This window comes from Flavobacterium sp. (assembly GCF_043780635.1).
Lineage (GTDB): Bacteria > Bacteroidota > Bacteroidia > Flavobacteriales > Flavobacteriaceae > Flavobacterium.
The window spans coordinates 16493-41400 of the sequence record NZ_JAYWCK010000161.1; the positions used below are offsets into that span (position 1 = coordinate 16493).

At 31.7% G+C, this 24908-nt stretch carries 16 protein-coding genes and 1 pseudogene; 4 read left to right on the top strand and 13 right to left on the bottom strand.

Going from position 1 to position 24908, the window contains the following annotated elements:
- The first annotated feature begins 2 nt into the window (after positions 1 to 2).
- The 4 genes from ACH2BV_RS14575 (at position 3) to ACH2BV_RS14590 (ending at position 3311) form a co-directional block, all read left to right on the top strand.
- The gene (locus ACH2BV_RS14575; protein ID WP_395051505.1) at positions 3 to 902 is read left to right on the top strand and encodes a helix-turn-helix transcriptional regulator; all 900 of its coding nucleotides are present in this window, start codon (positions 3 to 5) and stop codon (positions 900 to 902) included.
- Positions 903 to 1068: 166 nt separating this feature from the next.
- Complete coding sequence (locus ACH2BV_RS14580) at positions 1069 to 2145, top strand: hypothetical protein (RefSeq protein WP_395051506.1); 1077 nt, start codon at positions 1069 to 1071, stop codon at positions 2143 to 2145.
- A gap of 229 nt (positions 2146 to 2374) precedes the next feature.
- Positions 2375 to 2947 (top strand): DnaA ATPase domain-containing protein, encoded by a 573-nt coding sequence (locus ACH2BV_RS14585; RefSeq protein WP_395051507.1) that lies wholly within the window; start codon positions 2375 to 2377, stop codon positions 2945 to 2947.
- A 133-nt stretch (positions 2948 to 3080) separates the two neighbouring features.
- Positions 3081 to 3311, top strand: a complete 231-nt coding sequence (locus tag ACH2BV_RS14590; RefSeq protein WP_395051508.1) for a hypothetical protein — start codon at positions 3081 to 3083, stop codon at positions 3309 to 3311.
- Positions 3312 to 3413: 102 nt separating this feature from the next.
- Here the strand turns inward: ACH2BV_RS14590 and ACH2BV_RS14595 are convergent, their stop codons facing one another.
- The 13 genes and pseudogenes from ACH2BV_RS14595 to ACH2BV_RS14655 all read right to left on the bottom strand — a co-directional run.
- Positions 3414 to 3971 carry a hypothetical protein gene (locus ACH2BV_RS14595; RefSeq protein WP_395051509.1) on the bottom strand — a complete coding sequence of 186 codons (558 nt, stop codon included), beginning with the start codon at positions 3969 to 3971 and terminating at the stop codon, positions 3414 to 3416.
- Between the two features lie 212 nt (positions 3972 to 4183).
- Entirely contained in the window at positions 4184 to 4321 is a 138-nt protein-coding gene (locus tag ACH2BV_RS14600; RefSeq protein WP_395051510.1) for a hypothetical protein, read from the bottom strand.
- A gap of 197 nt (positions 4322 to 4518) precedes the next feature.
- Positions 4519 to 6339 carry an ATP-binding protein gene (locus tag ACH2BV_RS14605; protein ID WP_395051511.1) on the bottom strand — a complete coding sequence of 607 codons (1821 nt, stop codon included), beginning with the start codon at positions 6337 to 6339 and terminating at the stop codon, positions 4519 to 4521.
- Between the two features lie 399 nt (positions 6340 to 6738).
- Positions 6739 to 9204, bottom strand: a complete 2466-nt coding sequence (locus ACH2BV_RS14610) for a DUF262 domain-containing protein (protein WP_395051512.1) — start codon at positions 9202 to 9204, stop codon at positions 6739 to 6741.
- Between the two features lie 11 nt (positions 9205 to 9215).
- Positions 9216 to 11135, bottom strand: a complete 1920-nt coding sequence (locus ACH2BV_RS14615; RefSeq protein WP_395051513.1) for a DUF262 domain-containing protein — start codon at positions 11133 to 11135, stop codon at positions 9216 to 9218.
- A 10-nt stretch (positions 11136 to 11145) separates the two neighbouring features.
- On the bottom strand, positions 11146 to 11508 hold the full coding sequence (locus ACH2BV_RS14620; protein ID WP_395051514.1) for a hypothetical protein: 363 nt from the start codon (positions 11506 to 11508) through the stop codon (positions 11146 to 11148).
- Positions 11509 to 11525: 17 nt separating this feature from the next.
- Positions 11526 to 12038, bottom strand: coding sequence for a hypothetical protein (locus ACH2BV_RS14625; protein ID WP_395051515.1), 513 nt, complete (start codon positions 12036 to 12038; stop codon positions 11526 to 11528).
- Positions 12039 to 12194: 156 nt separating this feature from the next.
- The gene (locus tag ACH2BV_RS14630) at positions 12195 to 12557 is read right to left on the bottom strand and encodes a hypothetical protein (protein WP_395051516.1); all 363 of its coding nucleotides are present in this window, start codon (positions 12555 to 12557) and stop codon (positions 12195 to 12197) included.
- A 137-nt stretch (positions 12558 to 12694) separates the two neighbouring features.
- A complete protein-coding gene (locus ACH2BV_RS14635; protein ID WP_395051517.1) occupies positions 12695 to 17398 on the bottom strand; it encodes a DUF4011 domain-containing protein in 4704 nt (1567 codons plus the stop codon).
- Positions 17399 to 17517: 119 nt separating this feature from the next.
- Positions 17518 to 18879 (bottom strand): hypothetical protein, encoded by a 1362-nt coding sequence (locus ACH2BV_RS14640; protein ID WP_395051518.1) that lies wholly within the window; start codon positions 18877 to 18879, stop codon positions 17518 to 17520.
- A 41-nt stretch (positions 18880 to 18920) separates the two neighbouring features.
- Positions 18921 to 22097: an Eco57I restriction-modification methylase domain-containing protein gene (locus tag ACH2BV_RS14645; RefSeq protein WP_395051519.1), complete on the bottom strand. Its 3177-nt coding sequence runs from the start codon at positions 22095 to 22097 to the stop codon at positions 18921 to 18923.
- Between the two features lie 735 nt (positions 22098 to 22832).
- The gene (locus ACH2BV_RS14650; RefSeq protein ID WP_395051520.1) at positions 22833 to 24155 is read right to left on the bottom strand and encodes an ATP-binding protein; all 1323 of its coding nucleotides are present in this window, start codon (positions 24153 to 24155) and stop codon (positions 22833 to 22835) included.
- Between the two features lie 527 nt (positions 24156 to 24682).
- Positions 24683 to 24908, bottom strand: a pseudogene (locus ACH2BV_RS14655) (ATPase); the annotation flags it as partial.

A 24908-nucleotide genomic window follows, 5' to 3' on the forward strand; every position in this document is an offset into this window, starting at 1 on the left:
ATATGTCAAAATTAATTTATTTTAAAAGGTATTTGTACGTTATAGACCGCTTGAGAAGTAGGCCTTGTAGTTTTAATGAATTGCAAGAACACGTTATGCGTAAATTGGAAAAGGACGATATCGACACCACTTTTGAATATGCTATTCGCACTTTTGAACGGGACAAGAAAGATATTGCAACCCTTTTTGGGATTGACATTCACTACGACCGGAAAGACAAAATTTACTCCATTGATGAAGATGAAATAGAAGACCAGTCCGTAACCCGGATGATAGATGCTTTTTCGATTCATCACGCGCTGCAAGAAGGAAATAAATTGTCGCCAAGTGTGTTTCTTGAAAAGAGAAAATCGTTGGGGACGGAGCACATTCACGGTGTTATTCACGCCATTCAAAACCTTTATCTTTTACAATTTACCTATCAAAAACATTGGGAAGATTTTAGTACTGAGCGAGAAGTATATCCCATTGCTATTAAAGAATCCCAGCAAAGATGGTATTTGGTGGCTTTGGATAAAAGTAACGGCGTTGTAAAAACTTTTGGATTGGATCGCATTACCGACCTGAAAATTACCGATACTAAATTTAAACCTTTTTCCTATAACGTGGAAAAAGAATTTAAACACGCTTTTGGGGTAGAAACTTATGCTCCTGCCGAAAAAGTGGTTTTGGAATTTTCTAAACAACAAGGTAATTATATCAAAACGTTTCCGTTGCACGAATCCCAACACATTGTAGAAGAAACCGAGGACACTGTTGTCCTAGAAATTTTCATTCACACCACCAATGATATCATAATGGAACTATTGAAATACGGAAGTGATGTTGAAGTTTTAGAGCCTGAAAGTTTGATTGTGACAATAAAAGGCAGCATTAAACAAATGGCAAATTTGTATCAATGAAAAACTTTACAGCAATAGATTTTGAAACAGCAAGCGGTTACAGAACCAGTATTTGCCAAGTTGGAGTGGTAGTAGGTAAAAAACGAAATTAATCCTATCAATCTTAATCTATTTTAGGTACCGAAAATAGGTATCTAAAAAAACTAAATATTATAAATATAAAAAAATGGACGAAGAATTTAAAGAAATGATTGAACTTAAAACATTGAAGTGGTTCCCTTTTATCGGGAATAAATATTTTGACGGAGACATCATAGATAATCGTATGCTTATAGTTGGTGAAAGCCATTATAATGATGGTACAGAAGAATCAATTTTAAAAGTTAATGATGAAGATTGGACAATAGATATGATTGAACAGGATGCAATGGGTTTTGACCCTTGGCCTACCAAAATAATGCCGAATTTTCATAAAGCAATGTTTAGGGAGGATGAGTTTTCTAAAGAAGATTTTTGGAATTTGGTTTCGTATTATAATTTTATCCAAAGACCAATGCATACAATTAAAGATAGACCTTCTGCAGAAGATTTTATTAAAGGTTGGAATTCTTTTTTTGATTTAATAAAAATTACGAAACCTAAAATATGCCTGTTTATTGGGGTCAGCGCATCTAATTATTTAATGTCTGCAATTCAAGGTTCTGGATTTGAATGTAAAGAAATTTTATATGGTGAAGAAATTAACAAAGCTACCGGTAGAAATGTTATTTTGAAGGATACAGAAAATAATAATGAAATCAAACTCATTTTTATTAGACATACAAGTATGTTTTTTTCTTGGACAAAATGGAATGGTTATTTGAAAAATGAAATGAAAAGTCAAATAGTTTGGTTTGAAAATAAACTTAAAATAGAAACGAAATCTGATGAATATTACAATCAATTCGATGATAAATTGAAACAAAAACTTTCTGATATTCATACATTGATAGATAAAGAAAAGATAAATAAAGAACTCGAATCTGTAAATGGTAAAGTTGAATTTAATGCTCCGTCAAAATCTGGAAAAGACTCTGATTCTTTCAAATACAAAATTTCGATAAACGATATTACTCTTTTTTATGAGGTTGTAATGGATAATTGCGACTTTGAATCTTACTACTACGGTGTAAAAAACAAGCAAATAGATAAGCTTGAAAAAATAAAAAGTTGGTATACTTATTATGATAATGGTATAGTAGAAAGTATTGCACAGAAAGTAACGAATGATATTATTGAAATTATTCACACACTTAAAGAATAATTAATCTTGAATTTTAACTTAAAACGGCACTCCTAAAACAGTGTCGTTTTTTTATACAAAAAAAATTCACTCCGTCACATTTTGTCGTACTTGCCTAATAAATTTGTGTTATGGAAATGCCGAAAAACCAATTAAAGTAGGCAAACTAAAAAACGACACTATGGCTTCTTCTCGTAAAAAATCAAACAAAACTCAAAAAAAAACCTTTGTATCTTTTAAACCCCGGAATTTGAAAATAAAATCACAATTGGATAAAAAGTATCGTTTTGATAATTTCATTAAAAGCGATTCCAATCAAGATGCACTTTCGGCGGGATTTTTTGTTTCGAGTAAACCAGGAGAAAAATTATTCAATCCTTTGCTTATTTATGATGGAAGTGGCTTAGGAAAAACTTATTTGGTAAATGCAATAGGCAATGAAATTAAAGAGCGATTTCCCAAGAAAAATGTCTTGTGCGTTACTAGTAATTTTTTTTCTATGCAATGTATCGAAGCAATTGAGAACAATAATCGAGATAGGTTTTTCAATTGGCTGCAATTGATCGATGTTTTTATACTTGAAGATATTCAATTTCTTTCTGGGCAAACAATAGCTCAAGAGTTAATTTTAGACGTTTTAGATACTTTTTTTCAAAAAGGGAAACAAATCATAATAACTTCTGATAGAATGCTAACGAATATGAAAGATATAAATCCGCAATTACTGTCTCGTTTTAAGACTGGAATAATGGTAGCCTTACATCAACCGGAATATCAAGCCAAAATTACTTTTCTTAAAAATAATATTATAACACACCAATAAAGCTCTTTAATTGAGTGTCGTTTTTTAATAAATAATTTCACTCTGCCGTGCTTTGTCCTAGCTGCCTTATAAATTTGTGTTCTGGGAAAGCCGAAAACCAACTAGAGTAGGTAAACTAAAAATAAACATTATTATGGCTCAAATGATTTTAAAAGGAAAAGAAATGATTCGAATTAATCCGATAACCAAAACTAAAATTGAATTTTCTACCAATGATGGAAGAAGTTGGATTCCTCGTTCTACTTCTGCATCTTACGGTAATTTTTCGGACTTGACTGACAACGGCAAAGAGATTCTAGGAATGACTTCAAAGGGATTGTATTTTTCCACAAATTCAGGTATAAGTTGGATTAAAAGAGGTTAAAATCCAATTGAGATAGTTATGCTATTGCAATAAAATCCGAACCGTCACAATATGGCATTGTGGCGGTTTATTTTTGTTTTATAATAATTAATTCAGGAGAACCTAAGTGCAAAAAACCCATTTCACAATTTTATCAATTCTTTCTTCTTCATCCGTTGGAAAATTGTTTCCTAAAAATAAAAGATACCATTCCCTTGGTTTTACAGCGAGGAATAATTCCATTTTTACCTTTTCGATTTGCAAATTTAGAAAATCGGTAAGTGGTGAAGCAAGTATTTTTATGAAAAGATTGTATTCAATATTGAAATCTTCTCCCACCATTAGCCTTACATTGTTATTGTTTTGGGATTCCAGGAATTTTATTTCTCCAAATAAAAATTCAAAAATGAATTTATATTCCTCATCTTCTCTGTTTTGAAGCAAATCTTGGATTGTTTCTACATCTACATCCGCAAACAAATGTTTATCTTCATAATACAATGCACAACTAATCGATCTGGCTGCCAATACCCTGAAATCTTTATAAATTAAAAGTGCTTTTCTTTTAGTTCTTAGTTTTTTGGTAATAAACTTAAATATTCTAGTATTTTCTAACACATCATCTGTTAAACTTTCAGGTTGAAAATTCAATTCACTTAAAATTTTAATTAATTTCTCCATATTTTAAAGCTATATACTCTTTGTTTAGGCATCTAAATTGCATAAATTCAAAATTAGGAAAGATAGATATTGCTTGTTAGGAAATGGTGGGAAATAGTTATTAACCCTTCGACTCCGCTCAGGACAGATTAGGCTGTGAGAAGACAACAAAGACTTGAGTTCAGAAATACTTGGACTAAATGAAAGTTTTGCGCAGCTGAATGAGGTAATAGCTATTTGGTATTTTCTTCTTCATTCTTATCTAAATACTCATCATCCCGCAAATCACGATAAATCATTACATATTCATAGGTTACCGTTGGATAGATTTTGTAGTAATATCGGCATAATCTTTTAAAAAGTAACAGCATTTTATCATCGTAGCAATATTCTAATAAAACATCAATTATGAGTTCAATTTCTTATTCGTCTTTTACTTTATTACGGTAAATTCTATCTACCAGTGGTTCGTATATAATGAAAGCTTCTTGAGTAATTTTATTATATTTTCTGCTAATTCTTTGAAACCATCAAGTTCTTCTTCTGTCATTGAAATAACTATTTGGATTTAAACCGATTTGTACGCTTGGTCTGGATGGTTTGGCATATCAATGATTGTGTGTTGCAGCTTGCCGTCTTCTTTCATTGGTATTATATAATTTCTATACACATAATTCTCATTCCTATTCAATATTAGAGCTATTTGTTTAACTGAATAACTTTTATGCTTGCAAAGTTCATATATAACATCTTTGATTTTATTAGGGTCATTTTCTCTGATACCTAATTTTTCTATTTGCTCTCTTATCACAGAAGGCAACTCCTGTGTTAGTGATTGAGGTTCTGTGTTAAGCTGGTCAGGTTCTGTGTTAAGGATATCGACTTCTGTGTTAAGGACATCAGGTTCTGTGTTAAGAATGCCTCTTGCAATGTAATAGGTAGATCTTCCTTTCCCTTTTTGCTCTATAAGTCCTTTGTCCCGTAGGCTTCTTAATTCATTACTTGCTCTTAAAACATCGCAAGCATTTAATTGTCTGTAAGTAGAATTGTCTATTGCTCCAGCTTCACGAATAAAGATTAATCCCTTTTTTTGTTCTGTATTCAAATCGAATTTACTGAAAGTATCCAACCATTGTAAATCACTTTCGTTAAGAAAATGATGCAGCAATAATCTTGTGGTAAATAGATTTGCCGTGTGGTCGCTTTCAAAAGTTGGTGGTGCCAATGAGGATTTCTCCATTAAGTTTCTCATCGTTCTAATTCCGCTTCCTTTTGTCTCCGCAAGGTTTGTTTCGTGAAATATTGATGCTATAAATGGATTTCTGTTTTTAGATCCTGGTTCTCCCAATTGCTCTTCCGGTTTTAAAGAAAATCCTGGATTTTTTATTTCTATCCTGTTTCCGTATCGGATTATTTGTATGGGTTGATTTTCTCTATATGTTCTGTGAATAAAAGCATTTACCAATGCTTCACGCAAAACTTTTGAAGGTAAACCAATTGCATCTGCTTGTAATTTATCATCTCCCAACAGAAATCCTTTTGGCAAATCGTCGGCTATGGCACTAAATGCTCTTTGAACCAACTCAATAAGCGGTCCACGCATATCTACTGTCGTAAATCTGTTTTCAGGATCTTCTACCCATTCGTTACCCGGAACTCGAATGTAATCTATGCGAACCATTGGCAACAATCTTCGCAATGCTTGACGTTTACCAAAAACTAATAATCCTGTATAGGTTAATTTCCACTCGTCTTTGTCTTTTTTGATACAACCTAAAGACCTTAATAAATCAAAATCGCTGTATCCTAATTCTTCTGCATATTCATTTACTTTGGCACGCAAGCTTTTGTATAACGAAATGGCTTCTTCGCTAATATCATCAATACTGGTGTCGTTTACAATGGTGCTGTCTAAACTGTCTTCTTTGTTATAGAAAACAAATAAATCATCTTCAGTACAACGTTGGTCGCTTGAACCAATTCTTCTGTATGCTCCTTGCGGCAATCCTTTGTTCTTGAAATACAATGGTTTTTGACCGTCAGGTAATTCTTTGACAAACATTTTCAAGACTAATTTTCCACTAGCCAGTTTTTCAATTTCTATATCCGGTCTAACTGGTTGATTGAATAATGTTGCCGTTTGCGAAGCAATATCCAATTGTAATTTATCAGGATTTGTAATCCCTTCTATATAATAATTTTGAAATAACGAGGTTTCATCTTTTGCTACACCAAGTACAATTAATCCTCCGCCTAAACCTGGTTCATTTGAAAATGCACAAATAGTTTCCATTATAGAAGTATCAATTGCCGACCCTTTTTTGGCTTCAATTGTTGTGCATTCGTCCGTGATGTTTAAATGCTCTAAAATGTCTTTGATGGATTCCATAGGATGCTTTTACTATATTGATTGTACAAAATTAAGCATAATCTTTATTTTTTTATTTTATTGTTTTACTGGAAGTGCTTTTTGCATTATTTTTTTAATCCAAACCCAGCATTTTTTGCGAAACCCTGTTGGCTTTATTTATTTTTGTAAACGCTTTGTTTTCAGTATGTGGACTTGTATTATTATTGATATTTTGTCGCAAAAAAAGGAGATATTTGCGACAAAATTATTGTTCTAAATTGTAACAAATAAAGTAAAAATTTGTTACGAAAAAAACTTAGTACAATGCCCTTTCAGAAACGTGTTTCTTTGGATTAAATAATTAATGGTCACTGATTATAAATCCGCACTACTGGGATATTGGACTAAATAAACTTGATTCATTATGAAATTAAACTTTTATTTTAAAATATTTATAATACTTCCAGCATTCTTTTCATCGAAAACATCGTTTTTTATTTGAATTAGCAGAGCATTAATTTCAGATATATTAGCTATATTTAAATAAGGATAATTCTTTCTAATTAGCCATCCATCTTCCACATCGATAGGTTGAATTATTATTGTAGTAGGCAAATTAGATTTGCCATTATCTTTCACTCCAATTCGTAAATCACCGAAATCATCAAACTCTGCAGTTATAAAAAAATCAGGGTTAGAAATATTTAATTCAATCTTTGCTCCCCAATAAAAATTTGCATTGTAACATTTTTGAGTTGTAGCAAAACCAAATTGCTTGATTAGTTCCGTAGCTATTTCATTTCGATAGGTTTCTAAAATCACCCAGTCATACCAGCTTCTTGGACGATGTATATAAATATGGTTGTTTGACCATTTTAGTTTGACTGCATCAGTGTCCTGCATCCACTCTTGAAAATCCACGTCTTGATACAATTGACTATGTATATGTTTCGCTTTATCAATATCTAATTGTCCTTGCGACCAGCTATTAATTCTAGAATCAGAAAGTATCAATTTTGATAATTCTGAGATTACAGTGGTTTCATCATTTAAGTCACAAATTTTGCAAATGAAATCTTGGACATTAGAATTTCTTCTAAGTAATAATTGCCAATTGTCAAACTTATCTCCAAAATTGAAAGCGTATAAAGCTTCCCAATCTGTAATATCGGAAATTACAGCTCGCATTAATAAATGTTCCTCTGAAAAAGAACTAGTTGTTCCTTTGACTGAAAATAGCTTTTCTGAAATACTTAAGCGGTGTTTATAAATTTTAATATCAGGCGTGTTTAAAAGTAAAAAACTAATATTTCCCTGAAACAATTGATGTTTTTCTGCTAATATAAGCTCATTCTCCCAAGCCAGATTTGAAATAATTAATTCTGCCTTTAATTTTTCCTCTTCAAGTTGTGCCTTAACGAACGATGTTTCATTCTGAATAATAGCTAACAAATCTGGTCCAGTTAAAAATTCATATATATCTCCTGAACCAACAGACAGTTTTTCAACAATCCTCATTATGTTAATCATCACTGAAATACTTCTGATGTCAGGGTCAATGATGATATTCCAGATAACTCTTATCCAATTTTTAAATTTATCAAAATTAAAATCATTCTTTTGTAAATAGATTGATATTGCAAAGAATAGAATTCTTTGCCTCTGAGTAATTTTTTCGTCAAATAAATTCCAATTGTCTTTTACAGGCCAAATTGGTTGAAGGCATTTTTTAATTTCAATGAAATTCTTAGACATACCATCAAGTGTAAGTTGAGCATTTAGAATTGTATACTGCTTTTCAAAAAGTTGTTGGTAAAAATCAAATCCCTCATATCTAAAGTTGTCCTCACTTTCTTCATTGCTGTATAGTTTTTTGAAAGTAATATCTTTTTCAATAATATCTGGTGATTCTTTACTTGAAATAATATAATTATTTAGTAAAAAGCGATTCCAAAAACGCAAGTAATAAATATCTATGTTTTTTGAATCTGTTTTGTTTTGCTTTATATATTCCCAAAATAAATGTGTCCAAGCATTATCCAGTTTTGTTGCAAATGAAAGATGGTATGGCATTTCCCTATCATTTAAAATAACCTTTTTTTGAAACTCAATGCTTTTTGGGTTTTCTTCATCTCTAATCCAATTAATTAAATCAGCTTTAAAGTTTTCAAAATCCGTAAGTTGTTTGCCTCTGGCATTCATCTTAATATACAACTCATCTGAAAGATTGAAGCCGCCTAATGGTAAAATATAAAAAGAAAGTTTTGAAATGGATGGAAACAACTCCAATTCAGTATTTTCTAACAATTCTTCTTCATAATGAAGATGAATTGCATCTAACATTATTAGCATTGCTTTTATAGTTGGATCTTTTTTAAAACGGTCATAAAACCAAGCAGCATTCGCTATTTCTATACTTGGAAATTTTTTAAAGCTAGGCGATATTTTCTTAAAATCTTCACCTCCGTCAATTTTCAAACCAACGGTTAATTTTTCACAGAAATCTCTCGCACTGCTTCTTGTTGCGTATGTAAAACCTTTGAGGATTGCAAGATGTAAATCAAGCTCATTCTCCTTCAATTCTCTATTACCTATATACCAATGTAGCAAGAACAAGGTAGTTAATCTTTGCTGCCCATCAAGGGGAATGAAATGTATTTTTTTGTCCAGTTCTTTGATAGAGCCATAAATAAAATCAAGCTCCAGATTTTCATCCTTTACCAATGCCTTGAATATTGATTTAAGAAAGCGATTACGAATTTCAACTTCATCAACTCTCCCTTGTGCATAATCTCGTTGGATCATTGGTATTTGTATTCCTTCAAACTTATATGGTTTTGAAGTGTCTTGTTCTTCAATAGTCAGCTCTTTTGATAAAATGTCAATAAGGTTATATTTATTCATTAGATGTGGTATTATGGTTTAGGGGGTAAAAAAGCTTCTAACTTATCAGCAATTATGTTTCTATATCTTTTTATATCTGATTCGTTCCATTTTGTTCGACTATTTCCTTTTAAATCAAAATATTTTAGGAATAAATTTTTTGTCCAAATAGGAATAAAAGTTCCTTCTGTATCTTTTTCTATAATAATTCTTCGTTTTGTAGGAAATAAAGCATTGCCATAAGAACGATTTGTTTTTTCATCGAGCAAGGTTAGATTGCCAATGTTATTTTTTAATGAATCATCATTTGTGTCTTCTCCAGCAATTTGGATGATAGCACCTTGAATTAATTCAAAACTTTCCTTTGATTTTTCATCTTCAATAAATGATGTAATCCGTTCATTAAGTATTAGATTATTTTCTAATTCTGGCAAATCAATTTTGGCCGTAGTTAACCATTCAATTTGTGTGGTTCTATCATTTAGCGGATTTTCCGTAAAAGAATCTATATGTTCTACGTCCCAATTTTCTTCTTTAAAAGTTTTGTAAGGGAATTTGAAGATGATGCTCTTGTTATTGCATTGCTCAATGATATATTGTATATTTAAAAGTAACAGGAGTTGTTTTATATAACCTTTTTGCTTTTCTTTTGCATAGCTTAAATCCAAATAATATAGTTTGTTTTCATCTAGGGTCCACTTTACGTTGTCAAATTTTGCTTTTACTCTTATTTTCAATATATTGGTAATGTCATCTTTGGTTGTATTGTTTGAATGAGTTAAATCAAACAGTGCTACAATATCGTCACCACAATAAATTAAAAATCCTATATAGTGATACCATATAGGGTTATTATACCATTCCAAAAATGTATTGAAATAATCTGTTACAGTTGCCCATTCTGTTTTAATAAAATCAAAATTATTTTTACCTTCAACTCTTTGATAAAAATATCTAAATGTGGCGTATTTGTCTGTCCCAATTATTTCTTCTAAGGTAGGGTTTGTTTTTTTTCTTTCATCAAGATTAATAACATTCAATCTTCTAAATGCTAATTCGGGATCATTTTTTATTGCAATGTTTTTTATAAGATCAAAAATAAATTCAATCCGAGAAGGCATACTATTTTCACCTTTATTCAAAAACCACCATAAATCTTCATCTTGGAAACTATTCTCTATTCTATCCCATTCATTTGCAATTTCTAATTGTCTAAGCTTGGCTAAATCATTTTTATCATCGCCAAAGTTCCCTTCTTGGAGGAACAATGCTTTTATAAGTTCAGAATTGGTAAGTGATATTTTTCCTAAATTAATTCGAATAAAAGTATCAATAGGATTTTTACCATCTTCTATTTGATACCAAATTACCTGCACAACACCTTTTATGGGGTTACTTAAATCACCGTGTTTATACACAAGTGTGTTTATTATTGCTTCTCTTACGCCTCGTTGACTATCTTTCTTATCAAACCATTCTCTAATATGTTTATACGCATTTGAAATATGGTAATAATCAATTGTTTCGGTATTGTCTTCTGTGATATTATTTAAAAAGTGTTCCGTATTTTCTCTTGTTTCATATTCAACTTTAAAAACATCTTTACCATATTCTTTCTTCAAAGAATCGCCTTTCAAATGTTCTTTTATAAGATATGTGAGCAAAACTCTTATTGTAGTAAGCCTTTGCTGTCCATCAACCAATTCCCAACCTTCAATATTTTCTGTTGTTCCATCTGGATTTGTTCTATACCATTTATGAGGTTTTACAACGACTGGTTGAAGGCAGTAAAATTCATTATCTGATTTCTTACGAATTGAAAAAGCATAAATATCATTTAATAAATCTTCTACTTGTTGCTTTGTCCATCTGTAGCCTCTTTGATAGGATGGGATATAAAAATTTCTCTCTAAAAGTTCGCTAATTGAATATAACGTGATTGTATTTTCCATACTTATGTTATCAATTTAATTTATTTATTAATTTGCAATCAATATTTAATGAGCTGCTTGATACCATTAGTATATCTCTGTTTAATTTGTGACGATAAAGTGAATAGCCTGTGAATTCTGAATAGAATGATATTTCAAAATTCTTATAAAATTCAACATTTTCTTGAATAATTTTTTTAGCTTCCAGAACTATTTCAGCAATATGCTTATTTGTATATTCTAAACAGTATTTTTCGTTCATTTCAATTTTTGGAACAAAAGAAATTTTAATAGGTTCTGTAAACTGCTCACTAACATAAACAGAAATGTCCTGTAAATTATCACAATAACCAATTATGAAATTTCCTTCTTCGAATTCAATTTTCTTTTGCATTTTTTGTTTTTATATAACTATTTGACATCTATTTTTTTTTGCACTAGTTCTTCAATTTCTTTGATTTTTACACCATAAACTTTTAATATATCCGAAGTATTTTTGATATTCACTTTCAAATTTCTCTTTGCAACATAAATTTGATGTACCAATTTGTTAAACCCTATTTCTTCTGGCGTGAACCCTTTATTTTCTAATTGCAATAAATGTAAATCAGAATAATTTATAGGTAAATTGATACTTCTCAAAATACTGTCATTCTCAAAAAAAGTAGTTTGTGCCCTTACTGAAGTTACTCCCAATTTAATTGCCTCATCGAGGATAATACATTCTACTTCTAAATTATTCCAAGTGTTTATTATATCCCTAAAATAAAATAAGCCTAACGTAGCTTTTGCCGTGCTTTTTGTTTCGCATTTTACTTCTAATCTTACTCCCGGAATGACTAATGTTAATAAACCATCTGTAATTGTTAATTCCAATTCAGTATATCTATTCCATTTTGAAATAGGACCCAGTGCTTTAGTCATTTTTTTGATTTCAAGTAAAAGCTTTGATTTTTTTATTTTGAAGCTGGCTTGGTTCATACTATTGATTATTTATGTTAATATTGTATGTATGCATAAATCAAAATCATTGGCGCTAGTGGGAATGTACAAGCGAGACGCTTGCGCCAGCGAGTGGTACTAAAACCAATTGAATTCTTTAAAAATGAAAATATATAAAGCAATTAGTATGATTGATTTCAGTTCAATTCCTAAAATCATTTCGTTCATTTCAGGGTCAACTTTGTTAACACCGAGACCTTTAAATAACTTAACGGCTTCAATTAAAAAAAATGCTAACAATGGCAAATTATAACCTGTAAAATGGAGCCAAACGAGATTAATTCCAAACCAAACAAGTAGACCGCCAATTAATAAAGATGTTGATATACCAATTTTAATCCTTCCTAATATTACTCCTATTAGGCTTATAGGTATAAATGTAAGAGCAAAAACCTGTACTAATATCAAAATAATATATGACCATATTATTGTAAAATTCATATTGTTATGTTTTTATGTGGTTAATCATTCCGTTACTTTAAAGGAATGAAAGTAAATTAGTTCATTTCTACCATTTGTCATTTATCCAAAAAATATCTATATAGGTTTTATACCTGTTAATGATTTCATCATAATTATCAATTTATTACTATTCGATTATCTTCTAGTTTTATTTTTTTCTCTTTGAATAATTTGGTTATCTCAGCACCAACAATCGTACTTGCCTTTTCGGTGGCACGATTAAATCCCATTGAAGATAATGCTTCGGAAATTGCTTCTTCTTTGGGTAAAGAAAAGGCCATTGAAATAGTATCGATTAATGCTTTTTGAATTTCTTCAGGTGTAATGTTTTCTATTTTTTTGAATGATGGTTCTAATTCACTTCTATCTCTAACCTCAACCATTTTATTTGCATCGTGGTATAAGAATTCATTACTGTAATAAAATAAATTATTTTGATGACCATATTTAGCACCTTGAACTATCTTTTCATAAATTCTATTACCAATACGACCAATACCATAAGAATCAGTTATTCTTTTTGCAGCATCAGTAATATGAATAACACCTTCTTCCTTTAAAATTGAAAATAAATAATCTGAAATTTTACTAATTGGAACTTCTAATAATTCAACATAAAAGCTTAAATTTGGTATTGTCTTTATAATTTTATATTTATTTACTGTTGGAACATTGTGTACCGCTTTATTTCTCTGTATTGTTGCTATCTTTTGGACAGGTGTATCTTTGTTTGTATTCTTAACTACTTTAACGAAGTCGGAAGTATGATTTGATTGATTGATTTCAATTTCTATGGCTTTTTTTAACAACTCAATTTGTCTCCCTTGAGTTCTGAACCAATCTGTACTCCATATTCTATGAAATTTCCAACCCATTCCTTCAAGAACATTTTGTCTTAGCCTGTCTCTATCTCTCGCACTGACAGAACTATGGTAAGTTGCTCCATCACATTCAATGGCTAATACGTATTTACCAGGTTTACTTGGATCTTTGACTGCAATGTCAATAAAGAAACCTGCGGAACCTACTTGGGGTTCTACTTCATATCCCATCTTTTTAATGGCACTTATGACTTCATCTTCAAATGGCGAATCAGTTTCCTTTCCTGTTTCAAAACGGTTTTCCAAAACACCACTTTCTGCATATTTTAGGAAACTCTTTAAAGCTTTCACGCCAAAAGGTGTAGTACTCTGAGTCGCTAAATCATCAGCTGTAAAATTGCAAAAAACCTCCATCGCTAATCGAGCTCTCGTAATTAATACATTAAGGCGACGTTCACCACCTTCACGATTTACAGGGCCAAAACTACTCGTTACTCTTTTGTCTACAGTTCTGCCGTAACCTATACTTATATAAATAACATCGCGTTCATCTCCTTGTACGTTTTCTAAGTTTTTTATAAAGAATTCTTCTAAATTTATTTTAGAAAAAAATTTTTCACTGCTGGAATCCTGCCGTCTTAATCTTTCTAATTCCAGAATTATACAATCACGTTGAGCTGTTGAAAATGCAACAACTCCTAATGTTAATTCAGGATTGGTTTTTGCGTGTATCATTACTTTTTCAGCCACTTTACGAGCCTCAAGGGGATTGGTTCTGGAAGTGCCTCTTTCATAAATCGATTCAGGAAAATGATTAAATTTTAAACCTGTAGCTTTTTCATTAGCTCCAGAACTTGGAAATACCATTAGGCGTCCATCATAAAATTCCTGATTTGAAACATTAATTAAAGAATCGTGTTTGCTTCTGTAATGCCATTTCAACATATTTTCATTTACTCCCTGAGCAAGAAACATTCCCAATATACTTTCGATATCACCCGTTTTGTTTTCTTCTTCATCTTCTTCATTTTCATAGGTTCTGCTAAAAAAATCTGTCGGAGGCATTTGTTTTGAATCGCCAACTACAACTATTTGTTTCCCTCTTAATATAGGTATTAATGCATCTACGACTTTTACTTGACTAGCTTCGTCAAAAATTACTAAATCAAATTCCATTGCACCTTGAACTAAAAAAGTTGCTACCGACATTGGACTCATCATAAAAACAGGTTTGATTTGCTGTACAGCATTTCCAGCCTTTAGTAATAATTGTCTAATTGGGATATGTCTTTTTTTCTTATTTATTTCTCGACGAATTAACGCCATTTCTCCAGGAGCATAAACATTTGGAAGGCTATTAAAGTGTTTTAAAACAAGTTGTTCTTGGGCAAAAAAAGCTAATTCATTGTCCAAAATTTTAAACTCCTGAATATCGTTTAAATGCCCAATACCATCAAAATATTTTATGGAATCTCTGGAATTATAGGCGCTATTTACTAATGTTAGATGCCAATTGTACTCATAGAGGGATAATAAAATTTTTGGTGGAAAGCTCCAGTCAAATCCTAGAGCAGCAATTTCAGATAATTTAAGAAGATTTAATTTATTGCATAATAAGTTATATCTAGCTATTGTAAAAAGATCTTCCAGATTCTCTTTCATATTATCGACTTGATTTAAAAATGAATCAATATCCATTTCTAGATAAGCCTCTTCAACTTTAATTTTCAGTTTTTTCTGTAATGCCTCAACTACCAATTTTAGGTTTTCATTTAAACTTTTAACTATTTCCTCTTGCTTAAATAAAGTATTAGGGTCCAGTTTGGTATTTATTAAGGATGGAAAATCGGAAGGTATTTTGTTATTCTCAATTTGTTCATACAGTTGATTTAACCAACTGTATGTTTCTTTTAATTCAGACCAATTTGAATCAAGACCTTTCCATCTGTCGCCGTAAAGAAGTTCTAAATTCTTCTCTGACTTGAAAACAATTTTTTTTGAATCTTGATAATTTAAAATTTCATTGATTAAATTGATAGATTCCGGTACAGAAGGTTGCTTAACTTTTAATAAGTTCTTGAATGTATTTCTTGATTCTCTATAATCTTTATATAAAAATCGATACCATTTTAAACCCTGAATGGAATATGTTTTTTTTATGAATGTAAAATCATAATCAAAGGCTTTATCTATTAAAATAGCGCTATTCTTATTATATATTTCTTTAGTGTTCTGACCATTTGAAATAACATCAGAAATGTTTGGACCTTTTTTAAACCAATCTGGTGTTAGACAATTTATATCAGTTAAGTCAGGCTTAGTTTTTAATAGGGCAACAGCATTTTTTATCTTGTTAACTTCGTTTATAGAAATCATACTTTCAAAAGGAATGCTTTCTTTTAATTTTAAAGCTTCTGTTTTGAGTTTTTTAATAAGATCAGAAATTTCAATTAATTTGCCTTCTATGAATTTTTCATCTGATGGTGAGATATTATCAATTGATGCAACATTAAATAAATTTCTGGATGGAGATTTATGTTCATTTAAATACGCTATAAGTTCCTTGATGATAGCTGCCCCTTCGATAAATTCCTCTTTAGACCAATATTCAAAAGATTCAATATTTAGGTCATTTAAATTATATTTTTCAATCTGTTCTTTGTATCGTAATAAATTACCAACGGCATCTACAAAGTTTATTTTTGAATTAAGAATTGGTTGTTTAGTGGCTGCACAATAATTGTCTAGTCTTTTTTGAATTTCTTTGTATCTTGACTTTTTTACTGTGCGATCATCAATTTTTGGCTTACCTAAATCAATGGTTCTTCCTAATTCATCAAGAACTGCTCGTTTGTTGCTTTTATGACTATGGAGCTCTAAAACACAATCCCCTAGTTGGCAATTATCCAAACGTCTTTTAACTACTTCTAAAGCCACCATTTTTTCGGATACAAATAATATTTTCTTATTGTCGGCTAATGATTCTGAAATTATATTTGTAATTGTTTGCGATTTACCTGTTCCCGGAGGTCCTTGAATTACCAAGTTTTTCCCCTTTTTAATTTGTAAAATTGCTTCTGTTTGACTAGAATCTGCATCAGATATAAAATGAAAGTTGTCTAAGGTTTTTAATTCCCCTGAAACAGATTCATCCAAATCATCAACAGTCTCACTATTTTCGTTATCCTCCAAAGAATGGAAGCCTTCCCCGAAAAGCGATTGTATAATTGGGTGTTCTGAAGGCGCTTTTCCTTCTGGCCAGTTTTTAGAATCTAAATCCTGATACATTTGGAATTTACCGAATTTAAAAAATCCTAGATGAATCTCATTTTCCACTATTTTCCAACGCGCTTTTTTCTTAATAGCTAGATTTACTTTACTGAAATAGTCTGCTATATCTGTTTCTTCTTCAAAATCGGGGAGTTCTATTGAAAAATCGGTTTTCAGTTTAGCTTTTAACGTTAAATTGGTGCCTAAATCAACCTGAGTGTATTTTAATTTAAAGCGTTCAATTGCTGTTGTTCTATTTAAAGAAACAGGGATCAGTACCAATGGTGCCAGTCGTTCTAATTCAGAATTATCATCCTCGTACCAAGATAGAAAACCTAATGCCAAGTATAAAATATCTATTCCTTGTTCTTGAAAATAGGTCTCAGCTTCGGTATTAATTTTAATTAATTTTTTATCTAATTGATCTTGATTTAGTTTTGTTTGCAAACGAGTATCTGTGTGTCTTTTAGGATCTAAATCTTCACTAAACAGGTCGGGAAGTTGATCAAAAATTTCAATGTTATTGTTTTCTTTGCCTTTTGGGATTGGCAAAAAAGACATTAATTTTTGTTCCGTAATCAGAATGTTGAATATTTCTTTAGAAATTTCATCAGCGATAGTCAAGCTTTCGGAACGAGGTTTAAAATGCAATAAAGTATTCCCTCTCAATCCTATATCTAATAGTTCCTGACGACTTAATTCAAGCGCTTTTGCAATTATTGATGGCATTATTTATTGGTTTTAATAAATTAATAACTCAGTTTTTTAAATTTAGAAATTATATGAATCGTGAATTTTTCCTTACTTAAACTATCATATACTACTTTATAAAACTTAATCTAATAACATTAACTATTCTTAATGTTTTTCAAAGCATCGGTCAATGTGCCTACAGTTTCTTTTAGATCTTTGGTATTAAAACTAAATAATGTTTCACTTTTAACAGGATGAATTTGTGGTTGATTGTAAACCATTTCTATAGATTTCAAAAGCATTTGTTGGCGAGAATTATTATCTTCTTTGTCAGAATTTGAAAGCATTTCAGAATAAGCAGTTAGTGTCATTGCAACTGCTGACTTGAAAGCATACTCTTCTTGTAGATTTCGTTCTTTTTTGTATTGTGAAAACACAAAGCCTAATAAAATAAATCCAGGAGAAGTTTTTAAAATACTTACCAAAATATTTACCCATTCATCATTAAATTCTGGTACTAAATATTTGAAAACAATAACAACCCAAGCGCCTGCGAGTATAGACATTATAGGAATTGCCCATTTCCAAACAATCAATCCTTTGTCTAATTTATCTTGTCTTTGGTCAAATTTTGAACCTAATGCACCATCGGCAGCCATCCCTGTTAAACGAACGATTTCTTCTTTGTTACTTTCAATAAATTCAATACCTTCTTTTGATTTTTTTAAATCTTCTAATGCTTTTGCAATTGCTGTTTCTAATTGAAGCTTTAATGTTGAATTGTCTCTTTTAATTGCTGTGAAATCAGTTTCATATTCTGTTATACTTTCGGAAACCGTTGAAACCTTATCCTTGATATTTTTTAATATTCCGTCAATTTCAGTGTCCTTATTTGTGGCATTAGAAACGATGGTATTTATTTCTGTTAATTGTGTATTTGCAGTTGAAAGTAAGTTTGTAATTTGAGTTAATTCTAATTTCTTTTCATCAATGTAAGTATTAAAATCTAAAATTGTTTTTTCTAAATTTGCTTTTAAGCCATTATATGCAATCAGATTTTTGTCTAATGCCTTTTGATTTAAATCAATTAACGCTTTTTGTTTCTTTAGTTCCTCTAATTCTACTGGATGGGACTTTACTTCTGACTTGCTCCAAAAACCATTTTTTATTTGGTAGTGAATTAGTCTGTCTAAAACAGGTTCAACAGCTGCAAATTGATTGGAATTTAAATAACTATGTATATGTGACAAATCAGTTTGAAGGTTTACTGCACCAAAATCATTAGCATAATTTTCAGTAAATGGCAATAAAAATCCTAATCCATTTTCTAATTCCTCTTCTAATTGAGTAATCATTTTATTGAAAAGAAACAGAAATTCTGCAGCACTATATTTACTGATATTTATTTTGCTAAAATCAGTTTCAGTAGGATAGGCAGCTATTAAATGTTGCTCAATATCGGTGCTTTTTATTGCTTCTAAACTATCCTGTACGATTTGTTTTTGATTAATGTTCATATCCTTCCAAGTATTTTTTTCGTTTACTATCTCTTACTTTTTTAATTATTTTCAACAATATTAATCTCTTCCTCACTCAAACCATACAAGTCATACACCATTTTATCAATTGCTTTTTCGGTGGTTTCTATTTGTGATTTCAGGGTTTGGGCTTTGGTTTTGTTTTCTTCAAATAGGTCTAACCATTCGAATTCGTCTTTTTTGGTGAGTGGCGTTTGTCCAGCTATTTTAATGGCTTTGTTGAGTTCTGTAATGAATGCTGCAAAATTTAATTCGCTCCAGTTCTCAAGCTTTTTAGGTAGTTTATCTAGTTTATATTGACCCGAAAAGTACTTAATGAATTTACTCGTTGACTTCATCAATTCATTGTAAAGAATCATTATTTGAGAAGTTATTTCAATAAACGGTTGTTGCATCTCATTATTCACAACTTTAATTGGAAGTTTAAACAATTGTATCGGTTTAACTTCTGGAAAAATTCTTTTACCTTCATTTACTAAATCTTGATATAAAAAATTCATAAGTAAAGAATTTAGAATAGAAAGAATGTAGTTATAGTGGATTTTTGAATCGTCTTTTAATTGAATAATAATACCACTTTTCAAGCAATACCAGTTTTCAGAATCGTATGAAGCAATAATTCTATCAGCTGTTTGTCTTATTAATATTTTAGGTGTTTCAAACAACTTTTGACGTCGAGGTCTCAACATCACATACCAAGGAATAGTTCCGCTTTTAGTCTCAACTCGATTTTCTAATTTTTCTTTATAATTTGATAAATGTGATAAGCTATTTGGAAAATCCTTAATATCTAATTTAGAAGAAAAGTAAATTATTCTTTTATCAGAAATTGGATTTAAATAATACCGATTTATTTCGCCGCCAATTACAAGTTTTTTTAAAATATGATTTTCTAAATTTAGAGTTGCAGCTGTTTTTGAATCCAAAACAAAAGCTTCACCAAGACCAGGACTAATTCCTGTAGCGACATCTTCGGCAACCTCTTTCAAGGTCATACTTTGAGAATAACATTTGGTCACAAGCTTTTTGTTAGGTTTGTGATTAAAGCTGAAAGATTGATTACTTTCTAAATCTTCATTTTTGATTTTATAATAAACTTTGTCAATTTCTAATGGTAATAATTTTCTATCAATAGACGTAAAATCAGAAAAAGAAATCTCCTTTTTATATTTTCCTCTAAAAAAACTAATTATACAAGTTGGCGTCGCTACATCAGAAAAAATATTATCACCTAAATCTAAAACACCATTTAAAGTTTCATTTGTTAAAATTAATTTTCTAGTTTTTTCGAATTCAATTTGATTAAGAAAACTTGAAGGTATTATAAATGAACAAACACCGTTTCTATTTGATATGTTAATTATTTGTCCAATAAAATAATTAAATGATTCGGGTGTTCTTATATGGATATTTGAAAATTTAGTTTTTAAATACTCTTTTTCTTTTATATTAAAATCAGCTCCATAAGGCGGATTTCCAATAATCACATCGAAACCTCCTTTGGCAAATACTTCCGGAAATTGTTCCTTCCAATTGAAGGCTTTGTCGCCGGCAATGGCTTTACTATCGATAAGCGAGTTCCCGCATTTGATGTTGTTGTTCAGGCTGGTGAGTTTCCGTTTGGGTTGGGCGGTGCGCAGCCACAAAGAGAGTTTTGCAATCTCGATACTTTCTTCGTTTAGGTCAACCCCATAAATATTGTGTTCCAGGATTTGGTTTTCGATATCGGGAAAGACAAAGAAACCTCCAAAGAGTTGTTTGTTGAGTTCGTCCAAGTAGGCGTGTTCCCGAATCAGGAAATCCAAGGCTTGGTTCAGGAAAGCACCCGAGCCACAAGCTGGGTCACAAATGGTGAGTTCCAAGAGCCATTCGCGGTAGTCCTTGAGTTGCTGGTCCAGCTTTATGATGGTGGTGGTTTGGCGGTTCTTGCGGCCTTTGGCATATTCTTCGTCGAGGATGCCCAATTCCTGTTTTTTCTCAGTACAGAGTTTACCAATGGTATTGTCGACAATGTACTTGGTAATGTATTTTGGGGTGTAGAAAACGCCGTCTTTCTTGCGTTTGGTTTTTTGTTTGTCAAAATCTGTTCCTTCAATTTCGGCATTGACACTTTCGATTTCGTTCAAGGAATGTTCGAAGATGTGTCCCAGGATATTGACATCTACCTGACTTTCGAAGTCGTAGGTTGAAAGCTTTAAGGTATGGCGGTACAACATTTCGTTGTCAATGATAACCGCATCGAGAATAGCATCGGGTTGAAAAAGTCCACCGTTGTAGGCAAAGATTTCTTCTTTCTTGTCGGTTCCTTTGCGACCTGTATCAAGATAACCAAAATATTGTTTGTAGCGATCGTATAGCGGCACCTCGACATCCAAGTCTGCCAAGTCTTTCCATTCTTTGAGAACGGTATTTATGGAGTTTGGCGCCAATAGTCCGCGGTCTTCGGCAAAGAGAATGAATAGAAAACGGTCTATAAGTTTTTGTGACTTTTTGAAAAGAATCAGTTTTGAAGTCTTTTCGGGTAAGTCGGTCAATATGATATTATTTCTGTTCTGTTTGACCAAATCCCTGTACAATTCGCGTTTGAATACCGAATAATCCCCATAGAATTTTTTGGTTATGTTTTCTTCTTCCACCACCGAAGCTTCTTTTATGCTGAGTGGTTTGTTGGCTAAGATGTTTTCTTTGGCCAGACATAAGTAGAAGATTTCGAATTCAGCGTGGGTAAGGGTAAAGAGATTGAATTCTTCAAAATCCACGGCATTGTTGATGTAGAACCTCAATTTTTCGAAGTTAGAAGTAATGACATAGGTACAATCATTATGATTTGCTTTGTAATCAAATGCTTGCTGGCGGATGCTTTCGAGGTCTTTGGTGTTGGTTCCCTTTAGTTCAATCACACCAAGTGCGTTTCCGTCTTTGAGGATGGCGCCATCTACTTTTTTTGCTCCTTTTATGTTTTTGAGTTCCGTGGTCAGGTTAAAGTTAGCTGCCGGATTCAGTGTATAGCCCAAAATATCCACAAATAATTCACGCAAGAATCCTTCCTGAAATTGTTCTTCCTTGCTGTTGCGGATGTTTTCCTGAATGGCCGCATTGTGAAAATACTTGGTATATTTTTTATAGGCTTTTTGGACTACGAGAGTATCTTGTTGGCTCAAGTATTTCTTGAGAACTGAGGGCTGGAATAAGGACATTGGCAACGCTTTTGTTTGAGAATCTAAAAATACACAATTTGAAAGTAGTGTAAGAATTTTGTTATTAACAAATTAGGTTGATAAACACACACTCCACTTAGCTCAAATTTGCTTGATTTTTTCAAAGTTAAGGGGACTAAATCTAATTAGTTTACGGTTTTCCACATTTTGGATAAATATTTAAAATTATGTGATTTCAAATTAACGTTTGTCGTTTGAGTTGCATTGAAGTTTGTAACGCAACAATGATGTAATAGACACAACTATTTAATTTGCGTGTGGCGATTGTGAGGCAATTGTAAGGTGATTGAGGCGATTAATTTTAATCCGTCATAATGGGATTTTATCCGCCACTTATCCGCCAAAACGAGTGTGAAAACTAATGTTTAGTTTATAAAAGAGTCTGATTATTTACAATGATATGACGCAATAGGCGCAATTATGACGCAATCAATCAAATTCATAAAAAGCACCAAATCTTGTTCTTAAATCTCGTTAGCCGTTGCATCGGATGCTTCGCTTAATAATCTAGCCCAATTGTGCAATTTGTGCAATTATTGTGCAATTAAAAAAGTTCGTAAAAGGAACCAGCGCCTTTGATGTCACTTGATTTAAAGATGTTTTTGTCAACTAAAATACTTAGATTATTGAGATGATTGTAAGCCGATAGATTTATATCCGCCACTTATCCGCCATAATGGGGTTTTATCCGCCACTTATCCGCCAAAATGAGAATTAAAAACTATTGTTTAGTTCGTAAAACGTCCCTTTCTTTTCTCCTTTTCTAACAAGAATATTGTTATTGACTAAATCATCCAACTCTCTTAAAATGGTCCTTTCGGATAAATTCAATAACAGTTGCAATTCATTATTAGTAATTTTACCATTTACTTTCACGAATTCTACAGCTGCAATTTGTCTTTCGCTTAAGCCTAAAGATTTGAGTTGTTCTGTGCTGTATTTGTCTTTGAATAAAGTTACTAATATGCCACCATCTAATGCTGTAATTGTTGGTTCGGGTAAACCTGCTTCTTTACAACTGTTGATGATTTTTAGTGTGCCACGACCCCACGAATCAATGTAGCCTGCTTTGAAACAGATGTCTGCAATTATCGGATTTCTAGGGCGTGAAATATGGTGGCGTTTTAAACTTTCTAATTCCATTCCTTCGGGCAAATTTCCTTCGTTCCAAAGCGTTAGCTTATTGTCATAAACACGCAACTGAATCATTGACCCCATATACGTTCGATGTACTAATGCGTTTAACAACATTTCTCGGAGTGCCGCAACAGGATATTCTCCCTTTTCTACTCGCAACATTCCTTCAAAATCTATTGGTTTGGTGAAAAACTTATAGTTTAATTGATTGGGAACATTTTTTAGCAATTGGATTAAATTTCCTTCTTCTGTTTCCTGGAATTTTAAATCGGCATCATCGTTGCCAAAACGACCTATTTTCACCATTACATTCGGATAAAAACGATTTGGGTCTTTACCAAAAAGAATGATTGCTGCCCGTTTGATTTCTCCATTGTCCGATAGTCTTAATTTTTCAAACAATTCTTCGATGGATAAATCTGAAACATCGGGCATTCTGCCACTTTTTTGAGTATCTTTTATAAAAGCCTTTACACTTTCGGAATCAATATCGTTAAAAGTTGCCACAGCTTCAGGGACATTATCCCAAGTTTTGCCTGATTTTTTCAATAAAAATTCATTCAAGGTATTTCCTGTCAATTCCAGTTTGGTACTACCAGTTCTGTAATAGTAGCGACCGCGAAGTGAAACCGGAACCGTATATGGTGGTACTACAATTTCTAAATAATGTGCTCCATTTTCCTGATGCAAATTGACTTCGGCAATAATACCCAAATGTTCCCTGATTTTATTTGGTATTGCTTCTAACAGATTTCTGTAATCTGCCAAATTAATAACTACACCATCATCATCTTTGCCAATAAAAATAACACCGCCAATAGCATTGGCAAAACCACAAACCCATTTCAGGTACTCATCGCGCCAAGATTCTTTCCATTCTATGTTTTGAGATTCGCTCATTGATTATTGTTTTAAAAATTAGACAAATTGATACTGCAAATTAAAGAATTCCATTTCAAATTATCGTTTGTCATTTGAATTTATATTGAAACTGATGCACCTATTTCGCATTTTGCAACGCAGTCGACTGCCTTAAAGCATTTCGATTTTGGAACCGTAAATGTTAGAGGTGTCGACTATTTCTCATAGTAAAAAGCAATTTTTTGTGATTGCTACCGTTTTTTGGTGCTTATCGTAAAGATTCACTTCAATTATTCTATTTTTTCTTTTTTTGGCAGCAAGCAATGTATTTTGTTGGGTGTTTAGTTGTTTCCATTTTTGTAACAACTGAATTTTTAATTAATTCACCTGTTACAAAAATATTTTCTCGAAATTGCATTTGAATTTATGTTTCAATTGTCGTGACACTGTCACGACAATTTGTTATGGTGTGTTTTCTGATTTAATTTGTATTATGAAACCTAATCAATACTCTACAATAATACGAAAAAGCAATGTAATGTAAAAGTGCGAAAGCAACCCTATAATTACCTTTTATCCTTTGCCTCTTTATCAAACGCTATTAAATTAAACATTGCCCTCATCCTGGAACGAACCCGGTTTCCGTAATAAGTTTCTATTTCGCTTGCGGCTAAATTAGTGGTCAAGTGGGTGACGGTTTTGTTCTCGGTAAAATGATCGTAACGACTCAAAAGGATTTCAGCCATTACATTGCAATCGTTTCCAAAATATCGGATGTTATGCTCGGTGCCT

Bases quoted from the DNA above. Each gene is read 5' to 3' on its own strand.
- ACH2BV_RS14650 (WP_395051520.1), bottom strand. From the start codon at position 24,155: ATGAGCGAATCTCAAAACATAGAATGGAAAGAATCTTGGCGCGATGAG.
- ACH2BV_RS14645 (WP_395051519.1), bottom strand. From the start codon at position 22,097: ATGTCCTTATTCCAGCCCTCAGTTCTCAAGAAATACTTGAGCCAACAA.
- ACH2BV_RS14625 (WP_395051515.1), bottom strand. From the start codon at position 12,038: ATGACTAAAGCACTGGGTCCTATTTCAAAATGGAATAGATATACTGAA.
- ACH2BV_RS14635 (WP_395051517.1), bottom strand. From the start codon at position 17,398: ATGCCATCAATAATTGCAAAAGCGCTTGAATTAAGTCGTCAGGAACTA.
- ACH2BV_RS14605 (WP_395051511.1), bottom strand. From the start codon at position 6,339: ATGGAATCCATCAAAGACATTTTAGAGCATTTAAACATCACGGACGAA.
- ACH2BV_RS14610 (WP_395051512.1), bottom strand. From the start codon at position 9,204: ATGAATAAATATAACCTTATTGACATTTTATCAAAAGAGCTGACTATT.
- ACH2BV_RS14615 (WP_395051513.1), bottom strand. From the start codon at position 11,135: ATGGAAAATACAATCACGTTATATTCAATTAGCGAACTTTTAGAGAGA.
- ACH2BV_RS14575 (WP_395051505.1), top strand. From the start codon at position 3: ATGTCAAAATTAATTTATTTTAAAAGGTATTTGTACGTTATAGACCGC.
- ACH2BV_RS14640 (WP_395051518.1), bottom strand. From the start codon at position 18,879: ATGAACATTAATCAAAAACAAATCGTACAGGATAGTTTAGAAGCAATA.
- ACH2BV_RS14600 (WP_395051510.1), bottom strand. From the start codon at position 4,321: ATGCTGTTACTTTTTAAAAGATTATGCCGATATTACTACAAAATCTAT.
- ACH2BV_RS14595 (WP_395051509.1), bottom strand. From the start codon at position 3,971: ATGGAGAAATTAATTAAAATTTTAAGTGAATTGAATTTTCAACCTGAA.
- ACH2BV_RS14580 (WP_395051506.1), top strand. From the start codon at position 1,069: ATGGACGAAGAATTTAAAGAAATGATTGAACTTAAAACATTGAAGTGG.
- ACH2BV_RS14630 (WP_395051516.1), bottom strand. From the start codon at position 12,557: ATGAATTTTACAATAATATGGTCATATATTATTTTGATATTAGTACAG.
- ACH2BV_RS14620 (WP_395051514.1), bottom strand. From the start codon at position 11,508: ATGCAAAAGAAAATTGAATTCGAAGAAGGAAATTTCATAATTGGTTAT.
- ACH2BV_RS14590 (WP_395051508.1), top strand. From the start codon at position 3,081: ATGGCTCAAATGATTTTAAAAGGAAAAGAAATGATTCGAATTAATCCG.